We start from the raw sequence: 8875 nt of genomic DNA, 5'->3' as shown, positions 1-8875 counted from the left end.
TAGTAGGTCGAAATACCAATTGCGGGTGCCGGAGGGCATTCTAACCAGCATGAACGAGCCTAAAACCAATGTGATGCCGGCAAAAAAATACTCTCACAGCCTCAATGCCCACCCTACTCGACTGCTCGATAACTTCTGGACTCCCTCTAGTTCAATCCAATGGTTCTTAAACGGCTGAAGGCTTGCTTCAGCTCGTTTTCATATTCAACTTCAATCGCCTCACGCGCTTTGTCCTGTTCCCGACGTTCGGTTTTGGACAGGGCTTTGCGGGCGTCGTGAGTGTCGAAGTGTTGGACTTTGTCAAAGACAGTGTCGAGGACGCTGTAGGGTTTGCGCTCCTGCTCGCTGAGTTCGAGGTAGTCGATAAGAACTTTGCAGCGAATGGTGGCTTCGGAGAGGTTGAGGTCTTCTTCGATGACGTTGGCGGAGATGATGCGCAGGCTGTCGAGGACATAGGTAGTGCGCTCGGCGGTTTTGCGGTCGAGTTCGGCCTGACGTTCGCGGTTGGCTTTCTCCTGGGCCCAGACTTTGGTTTGCAGGCGCCAGGCGATGGTAGCCAGGATTCCGATAACGACGACGGCTACGACTGTGAGGCTGATGAGTACTGCGGTGTTCATTGATACCCCTTGGGTGGTTGATTTCGGTGCCAGTGGTTCCGATGAGTTCCGTGCCTGGGTCCGCACCGGCTGCCGGTGGCTCTCCCGAGGGGTCGCCGTGAACCCGTCCATGGGGGCTTGACCGCAGCATCCCTGCTGCGCACATCCCCTCGGAAGAACCACCGGCATCCGTCGCTTGTTACAGTGCCAAGCTTAATATACCTCTCCCAGAGGGAGGGACAGCTGGTGCTTGGCACGGTAGTCAGTCCCTGAGGCGGGGGTAACCCTCCCAGGGGATGTGGGCCGCCTGGACGGCGGCCGTCAAGCCCCCATGGATGGGTTCACGGCAACCCCGTGGAGGGTTACCCCCGCCTCAGGGGCGAACCCAGCTACGGAGCCGGTAGCAAACCGAGGCATCGATTGAGCCACAGCCGTATAATTGGACTCCCCCTTCGATTTTTAGCCCAGTCCCGATTGGTTGACCTCTTCTTTCGAGAGAATGGTAAGGCTTTCTTCGTTCTCATCCCAATACAGCACCAGATTCCCTTGTACCAGCGCGTCCCGGGCCTGCTGAATGGCGTCGTCGAGATGCCCTTCAGCCAGGCCCCAGTCTTCGCCCTGGCGCATGAGGAATTCGCGGATGACCTGGTTCAGGGTGTCCGGGTTGAGTTGGTCGACGGGTATGATCATGGTCGTGCGCGGCTGAAAGAGAGTTCGTGTTCCCATTCGCAGTGGACGTAGAGTTCGTCGCTGGGGGCGTGATAGGCCCCGGGGCTGTCCCACTGGAAGGTGTGGTTGCCGGAGAGTTCGGTCTCCAGGTGGACGGTGGCGGAGACCCAGTACATGCGTTTGAGCAGTTGTTCGAATTTGGCGATCCAGTCTTCCCAGTGGTATTCGACGGCCTGGTAGGAGCCGGCGAAGTGGATGACCTGGGTCTGGTAGGTGCCCTGCTCCAGTTCCTCGGTGGGAATGGAGAACATGCTGGTGGTGAGATACGGAAAGGCATCGATGTCGGTGAGGCCGAGGATGGCGTCGCAGTTGACCAGACGGCTTTTCTGCAGAAAAGCCGGGTCGTTGGAGGCGACGTCGCGGATGATGCCGTAGACGATGGTTTCCTGATCCATGCCGGTTTCCTTCATTGCCAGAGGCCGTGCTCGCGCAGCAGGGCGAGGAAGGCGTCTTCGTCGATCACCGGAATGTCGAGCTCGGTGGCTTTTTTGAGTTTGCTGCCGGCGCCGGGCCCGGCGACGACGCGGGCGGTTTTGGCGGAGACGCTGCCGGCGACGCGGGCACCGAGACGTTGCAGGTAGTCCTTGGCTTCGTCACGACTGAGTTGCTCGAGTTTGCCGGTGACCACCCAGGTTTCGCCGGACAACGGCTGTTCGCCCTGCTCCGGGGTCGGGTCGGGCCAGGTGACGCCAAGGGCGATGAGGCGTTTAATCTCTTCCCGGTTGTTCTCTTCCTGAAAGAAATGGGCGACGTGTGCGGCGACGATGGGGCCGACGTCGTCGACTTCGAGCAGCGCTTCTTCGTCGGCGTGCATCAGTTTTTCGATCGAGCCGAAATGTTGCGCCAGGTTGGCGGCGGTGGTGACGCCGACTTCGCGGATGCCGAGGGCGTAGAGGAAGCGCGACAGCGTGGTGTCCTTCGACTTTTCGATGGCCTCGATCACGTTGGCGGCGGACTTCTCTCCCATGCGTTCGAGCCCGGCCAGAGTTTCGGCCTTGAGTTCGAAAATGTCGCTGGGCGATTGAATCAGCTCCTGGTCCAACAGGGCATCGATCAGTTTGACGCCCAAGCCTTCGATGTCCATGGCGCGACGGGAGACGAAGTGTTTCAGGGCTTCGCGACGCTGGGCGCCGCAACCGAGCCCGCCGGTGCAGCGGGCGACGGCTTCGCCTTCGACCCGCTCGACCGCGGAGCCGCACACCGGGCATTCGTCAGGCAGACGAATGGGATGGGCGTCGGACGGACGCTTTTCGACCACGGCGCGCACGACCTGGGGAATGACGTCTCCGGCCCTTCGGACGATGACGGTATCGCCGATATGGACGTCCAGCCGTTCGATTTCATCCATGTTGTGCAGGGTCGCGTTGCTGACCGTGACGCCGCCGACAAAGACGGGTTCCAGCCGGGCGACGGGGGTCAGGGCACCGGTGCGGCCGACCTGGAATTCCACGTCGAGCAGTCGGGTCAGTTCTTCCTGAGCCGGAAATTTGCGAGCGATGGCCCAGCGTGGCGCCCGGGAGACGAATCCCAGCCGTTGTTGCAGGTTCATCGAGTTGACTTTGTAGACGATGCCGTCGATTTCGTAGGCCAGGTTTTCGCGCCGTTCGAGCATGCGTTCGTAGTAGTCGAGACAACCGTCCACTCCGCTGACGACCCGGCTTTCCGGATTGATGCGCAACCCCCAGTCGGCCAGTCGATCCAGAATGGCGGCGTGGGTGTCCGGGAGTTCACCGCCCTCGACCAGACCGACCGAGTAACAGCACATCTCAAGCGGGCGTTTGGCCGTCAGTTGCGGATCGAGTTGGCGCAGGCTGCCGGAGGCGGCGTTGCGCGGGTTGACGAACACCTTGTCACCGGCTTTGCGGGCCTCGGCGTTCATTTTTTCGAATCCGGCCAACGGCATGTAGATCTCGCCACGCACTTCAAGCCGGGCGGGCCAGCCCTGTCCTCGCAATTTGAGCGGAATGCTGCGGATGGTACGAACATTGGCGGTGATGTCCTCACCGGTGGTGCCGTCGCCACGGGTGGCGCCGCGTACCAGTTGGCCGTTTTCGTACAACAGGCTGATGGCGATGCCGTCCAGCTTGGGTTCGCAGGCGAATTCGATCTCGTCCTGAGTGTTCAGCCGGTCCTGGATGCGCTTGTAGAAGGCACTGAGATCGTCGTCGCTGAAGGCGTTGTCCAGCGACAACATCGGCATCTCGTGGCGGACTTCGACGAAGCCCTCCTGTGGCTGACCGCCGACACGCTGTGTCGGTGAATCGGGCGTTACCCAGCCGGGGTGATCCTGTTCGATTTCCTGCAGGCGACGCATCTGCCGATCGTATTCGGCGTCGGGCACCGTCGGCTCATTGCGAACGTAGTAGTCGTAATCGTGCTGGCGGATCGCGTCGATCAGGCGCTCGTACTCCTCGCGCAGCGCCTGATCGCCGGACTGTTGGTCGTCGGTTCGGGTGGTCATTCGTGGGCCTGAATCAATTGCGAGCGCGCGAAGTTGCGCAGTCGTTCGCGGTAGTGTTCGACGCGCTGGGGCGTGACCGTGCTGTGTTCCTCGTCCACCACCACGGCGTCCAGATGCTTGGCCAGAAACAGCGCCATTTCGTACATGTGGTCGAAGGCTTCCATCATGTCGGCGTGCAGGGGCAACTGCATGAACAGCGTTACGCCGGGCGTGGTGAACTGGTCCATGGCATCGGGGTTCAAGGTACCGGGCTGGACGCAGTTGGCCAGACTGAACTCCATCTGCCCCTTGGGGTTGCGATAATGAAAGATGTCCAACGGGCCAAACCGCAATCCGGCCCGAATCAGCAACTCGAGCAGGTCGCTGCCGGGCAGCTCACCGCCGTCGCGAGCCATAACATGGATGATGACCAGCTCCTCGACCGGTCGCGTGTCCTCCTGGTATTGCGGCTCCGGTTCGTCCCGCTCGAGCCGGGAATGCGCGATCGGTGACGCCTCGACTTCCGGTTCCTGTTCGGTGTCAGGCTCCGTCTCCGCCACGGGCTCGGGGTCCGGCTCGGATGCGGGTTCGGGCGCTCGCTCGACGTCCTCGTCGTTCGTCTCCGCGATGTCGGGCGTTTCCGGTTCCGGCTCGAAGTCGTCCGTGGCCGTAAAATGCACCTCGTCTTCTTCGCTGTGATCCTCGAACCCGGCGGAGGACTCGGCTTCGGGCTCGGGATCCGGTTCGCGCGGCGGCGCTTCGAAATCCAGGGTGCCCTGCTCGACCGCTTCCGATTCGGGCTGATCGGGCTCGCGCTCGGCCGGTACTTCCTGTTCGACCGAATCCATCAACATCGGTACGCGCTCACGCAGGTTCAGCTTGGACGAAAGGTCCTCGCGCTCTTCCTCGGTCATGTTGCGCACACGTGCGCCGCCATTGGGCAGTTCACGGGCGATTTCCGCCTGTTTTTTCAGTTCCTCGGGGTCGTGGGTGTAGCCGCCCCGGTATTTGTTGGCCTTGCGACCCTGCATGCGGCGCAAACCGTCCCAAACGATGACGGCAATGAGCACCACACCCAGAATGACCAATACTTCCCGCAACTCCATTCGCCTGACCTCCGTCACATGGCCGCCAGTTCGGCGGCCTCCTCGACATTCACGGATACCAATCGTGACACACCGGGTTCGTTCATGGTCACCCCCATTAGTTGATGCGCCATCTCCATCGCAATCTTGTTGTGCGTGATGTAGATAAACTGTACATGTTCCGCCATGGCTTCCACCAGTTTGGCGTAGCGGCCGACGTTGGCGTCGTCGAGCGGCGCGTCCACCTCGTCCAGCATACAGAAGGGTGCCGGGTTGAGGCGAAAAATGGAAAACACCAGGGCGATCGCCGTCAATGCCTTTTCGCCACCGGACAGCAAGTGGATGGTGCTGTTGCGCTTGCCCGGAGGCCGCGCCATGATCGCCACGCCGGTGTCGAGCAGGTCGTCGCCGGTCATCTCCAGATAGGCATGGCCGCCACCGAAGACCTTGGGAAACAGTTCCTGCATGCCCTGATTGACCCGGTCGAAGGTTTCCTTGAACCGGGTCCGGGTTTCGCGATCGATCTTGCGGATGGCGTTTTCCAGGGTCTCCAACGCGCGCTGCAGGTCCTGGTCCTGTTCGTCCAGATAGCGTTTACGCTCGCTCTGGGTCTGGTATTCCTCGATCGCCGCCAGGTTGATCGGGCCAAGCCGCTGGATGCGCGCGGCGAGCCGTTCCAGAGCCGCTTCCCAGTCCGCTTCATTGGCCTCTTCGGGCAGGTTTTCAAGGACGGTGTCCAGGTCGAACTGCTGTTCGGTCAATTGCTCGGACAGGGTCGCGCGTCGCGTGATCTGGGTCTGGGCCGACATCTTCTGCTGTTCCATTTCGGAACGGACCGACATGGCCTGCTGGTCGGCCGACGCCCGCTCCTGCTCCAGCGTGCGCATGCGGCGGTCGGCCTCTTCCATGGCGGCGCGCTTGTTGTTCAACTCCTCGTCGAGTTCCAGGCGCGCCTCGAGTTTCATTTCCAGGTCTTCTTTCAGATCGTCCATCGGGTCCTGACGATCGTCCAGTTGCTCACGCAGTCGCTCGAGACGCTCCCGGGCCCGGGTTTTCTGCTGTTCGGCCCGTTCCAGCGAGGCTTTCAATGAGCTGATCTCGGTCTGCAGTTGTTGTTCTTTCAATTGCTGCTGATGATGACGGTCGCGCTCCTGACGGACGGCATCGCGTTTTTCGTCAATGGTGATGCGCAGTTCCTCGCGCTCGCCCAGCAACGCCTCGCGTTCGTCGACATCCTCTTCCATGGCGTCCAGCGACTGCTGCAATTCTTCGCGCGTCATCGCCAGGGATTCGCGCTCCTCGGTCATCTGGGCTTCGACTTCGCCGATGTCCTGTTGCAGGCGCTGGCGGCGCTCGCGCAACTGTTCGGCCTGGACGCGCTTACCGCTCAATTCGGATTTGGCTTCGGCCAGTTGGCGGGCCAGTTGCTGATTGTCGCGCTGCAGGGCTTCGCGTTCTTCCTCGATGGACTTCTGCTGCATCAGGGCGACGTTGAGGCTGACTTCCAGGTCCTCTTCCATGACCTCCAATTCGTCGATTTCCTCGACCAGCCCTTCCAGCTCCTGCTGTTGGCTGAGCAGGCCATCGGCCGAGCCTTCACCGCGCTTGACGCGCAGCCAGCTCTGGCTGAGCCAGATACCGTCACGCGTGACAACGCTTTCGTGCGGGGCGAGCTGGGATCGTTTGGCCAGTGCTTCGTCAAGCGAATCGACGGTGTAAACGGAGCCCAGCCAGTTGGACAGATCCCGATCACAGGTCACCTTGGAAAGCAGCGAATTGTCCGGCGCGATCGCCTCACCGCCGCCCGGGCCGGCGACCAACGTCAGGGTGCCGTCATGGAAGCGGCTGACCGCCGTTTGCATGTCATCGATGGACTGGACGCAAACAGCCTGCAGCCGGTCGCCCAGCACGGCCTCGACCGCTGCCTCCCAGCCGGACGCCACGGTCAATTCCTGCGCCAGACGCACCGATTCGCGCATCTGGTGGCTGGCCAGCCAGTCCTGCACACCCTGGGATTCGTCGCCCAGCGCGGCCTTGATCAGGGCTTTCAGTGTGGCCTCTCGGGCACGCTTTTGCTGCAACTGATGCCGGATGTCGTCGTACTGGCGGCGTTTGTCTTCGGCCTGTTCGCGTGTGCTCTGCAGGCGCTCGGCCAACTCGTCCAATTGACTGTGAGCACTCTCCGAGCGCATTTCGAGCTCTTCGGTCTGCTCGATCAAATGTTCCAAATTCTCGGCATCCGGATCGGCTTCAAGCTGATCACGCTCGCGATAGAGGTTCTCCTGGCGGCGGTGCAGCTGCTCCACCACCCGCTCCAGATGTTGAATGCGGGACTGGGCCACCTCGGCCTGTCTCTTCGGGCCTTGGGCGTTCTGGTTGAAGGCGTCCCAGCGGGTTTGCCAATCCTGTTGCTGTTGTTCGAGTTTGGCCAGTTCGTCGGTGGCGATCGCCACCCGCTCCGCCGCCGCTTCGAGTTCGGGTTCCAGCATGGCCAGGGCCTCTTGGGCCTCCTCGACCTTGTCGCTGTCGTCCTGGCTTTCATGGCTGGCTTCCTGCAGCAGGCGCTCCGCTTCCACCACGTCTTGGTTCAATTGGTGGCTCTGCTCCTGGCGGTGTTGCATCGTCTGCTCGAAGCGGGCGATCTCGTTGCCGAGCTGGTAGTACTTGGCCTGGACTTCGTTGAACGCTTCGGTCGCGGCCTGGTGTTCCTCGCGCAGGGCCTCGACTTCGGCGTCGATGCGGCGCTGTTCGGAGACAAAGCCTTCGTACCGGGTTTCGAGTTCGGCGATTTTCAGTTCCTGCTGGCCGACCTCCTCGTCGAGGCGTTTCCAGCGCAGGGCCGACAACTGGGCCTTAGTGGTGCGCTCCTCCTGCTTGAGCTCCTTGTATTTCTCGGCGGCCTGGGCTTGGCGGTGCAGGTGTTGGAGCTGGCGTTCCAACTCTTCGCGGATGTCGGTCAGCCGCTCGAGGTTCTCACGGGTGCGGCGCATTCGGTTTTCGGTTTCGCGGCGGCGTTCCTTGTAGCGGGAAATGCCGGCGGCTTCTTCGATGGTGTTACGCAGCTCTTCGGGTTTGGCCTCGATCAGCCGGGAGATCATGCCCTGCTCGATGATGGCGTAGCTGCGCGAGCCGAGACCGGTGCCGAGAAAGAGGTCGGTAACGTCTTTACGGCGGCATTTGGTGCCGTTCAGGAAATAGGTGGACTGGCCGTCGCGGGTGACACGGCGGCGAATGGAAATCTCGTTGAAGGCGGCGTATTCACCGGTCAGGGTGTGGTCCGAGTTGTCGAAGACGAGTTCGACCGAACACTGACCGACGGGCTTGCGGGCGTTGCTGCCGTTGAAGATGACGTCCGTCATCGATTCGCCACGCAGGTGTTTGGCGGATGATTCGCCCATGACCCAACGCACCGCGTCGATGGTGTTGGACTTCCCGCAACCGTTCGGGCCGACGATGGCCGAGAGGTTGGTCGGGAATGGTATGGTGGTCGGATCCACGAAGGACTTGAAACCCGCCAGTTTGATCGATTTCAGTCGCATAGCGCCTTGCCAGTCAGCCGGGAGGCGGGTCTGTTTTGGATCCCTTTCCCGGCACGTTTCGGTTCGGTCGATTCTAGCGTTTATCGCGGGCGGTTGAAACCGGTTATCCTGTGAGGTTTTTGGCGGTAGATCAAGGACTTAGGGAGAAGGTTCGTTTCTGTGGCTTTGGTCACACTGGGTCTGTGGTTGAACCCTTTGATCCGTGGTTAAACCCGTGTCAGGTGGTCCAAGCCTTCCCGGAGGTCCGCTGCAAGTACCTCCATGTAAGCTCGGCGGCCCTTCCGAACGCCATGGATGGCGAGAGTGCCGGTTTTGCAGGAGCAAAAAACCGGCCATGCGGGCCGACGCCCTCCGGGAAGGCTTGGACCACCCGACACTAGCCATTCGGGCAATGGGTTAGCCGCGTAGTGTGGGCACCGCCCACCAAGGAAGGACACCTTGGCTAAACATTGTGTGCCGTAGTTGCCTATCACTGACTGGTGGGCG

The 8875-nt window shown here is 61.4% G+C and carries 6 protein-coding genes; all 6 read right to left on the bottom strand.

Going from position 1 to position 8875, the window contains the following annotated elements; genetic code table 11:
* Positions 1-146: 146 nt before the first annotated feature.
* The 6 genes from IE111_RS23980 to smc all read right to left on the bottom strand — a co-directional run bounded on the left by IE111_RS23980 (position 147) and on the right by smc (position 8389).
* Positions 147-617, bottom strand: coding sequence for a DUF2489 domain-containing protein (locus tag IE111_RS23980; RefSeq protein ID WP_189613733.1), 471 nt, complete (start codon positions 615-617; stop codon positions 147-149).
* A gap of 438 nt (positions 618-1055) precedes the next feature.
* Positions 1056-1286 (bottom strand): YheU family protein, encoded by a 231-nt coding sequence (locus IE111_RS23975; RefSeq protein WP_189613731.1) that lies wholly within the window; start codon positions 1284-1286, stop codon positions 1056-1058.
* Positions 1283-1720 carry a hypothetical protein gene (locus tag IE111_RS23970; RefSeq protein WP_189613729.1) on the bottom strand — a complete coding sequence of 146 codons (438 nt, stop codon included), beginning with the start codon at positions 1718-1720 and terminating at the stop codon, positions 1283-1285. The genes IE111_RS23975 and IE111_RS23970 overlap by 4 nt, the downstream gene beginning before the upstream one ends.
* 11 nt (positions 1721-1731) lie before the next feature.
* Complete coding sequence (gene ligA / locus IE111_RS23965) at positions 1732-3786, bottom strand: NAD-dependent DNA ligase LigA (RefSeq protein ID WP_189613727.1); 2055 nt, start codon at positions 3784-3786, stop codon at positions 1732-1734.
* Positions 3783-4871 (bottom strand): cell division protein ZipA, encoded by a 1089-nt coding sequence (gene zipA / locus IE111_RS23960; protein WP_189613726.1) that lies wholly within the window; start codon positions 4869-4871, stop codon positions 3783-3785. Before zipA ends, ligA begins: the two co-directional genes overlap by 4 nt.
* Positions 4872-4885: 14 nt before the next feature.
* The gene (smc, locus tag IE111_RS23955) at positions 4886-8389 is read right to left on the bottom strand and encodes a chromosome segregation protein SMC (protein ID WP_189613724.1); all 3504 of its coding nucleotides are present in this window, start codon (positions 8387-8389) and stop codon (positions 4886-4888) included.
* Positions 8390-8875: the final 486 nt, after the last annotated feature.

The organism is Saccharospirillum salsuginis (genome assembly GCF_014651855.1).
GTDB lineage: Bacteria > Pseudomonadota > Gammaproteobacteria > Pseudomonadales > Natronospirillaceae > Saccharospirillum > Saccharospirillum salsuginis.
The sequence above is the reverse complement of the archived record's forward strand: the minus strand, read 5'-3'. Positions and strand labels throughout refer to the sequence as shown.

Excerpts from the sequence above, each read along its gene's own strand:
- ligA (WP_189613727.1), bottom strand. The coding sequence starts at position 3,786 with ATGACCACCCGAACCGACGACCAACAGTCCGGCGATCAGGCGCTGCGC.
- smc (WP_189613724.1), bottom strand. The coding sequence starts at position 8,389 with ATGCGACTGAAATCGATCAAACTGGCGGGTTTCAAGTCCTTCGTGGAT.
- IE111_RS23980 (WP_189613733.1), bottom strand. The coding sequence starts at position 617 with ATGAACACCGCAGTACTCATCAGCCTCACAGTCGTAGCCGTCGTCGTT.
- zipA (WP_189613726.1), bottom strand. The coding sequence starts at position 4,871 with ATGGAGTTGCGGGAAGTATTGGTCATTCTGGGTGTGGTGCTCATTGCC.
- IE111_RS23970 (WP_189613729.1), bottom strand. The coding sequence starts at position 1,720 with ATGGATCAGGAAACCATCGTCTACGGCATCATCCGCGACGTCGCCTCC.
- IE111_RS23975 (WP_189613731.1), bottom strand. The coding sequence starts at position 1,286 with ATGATCATACCCGTCGACCAACTCAACCCGGACACCCTGAACCAGGTC.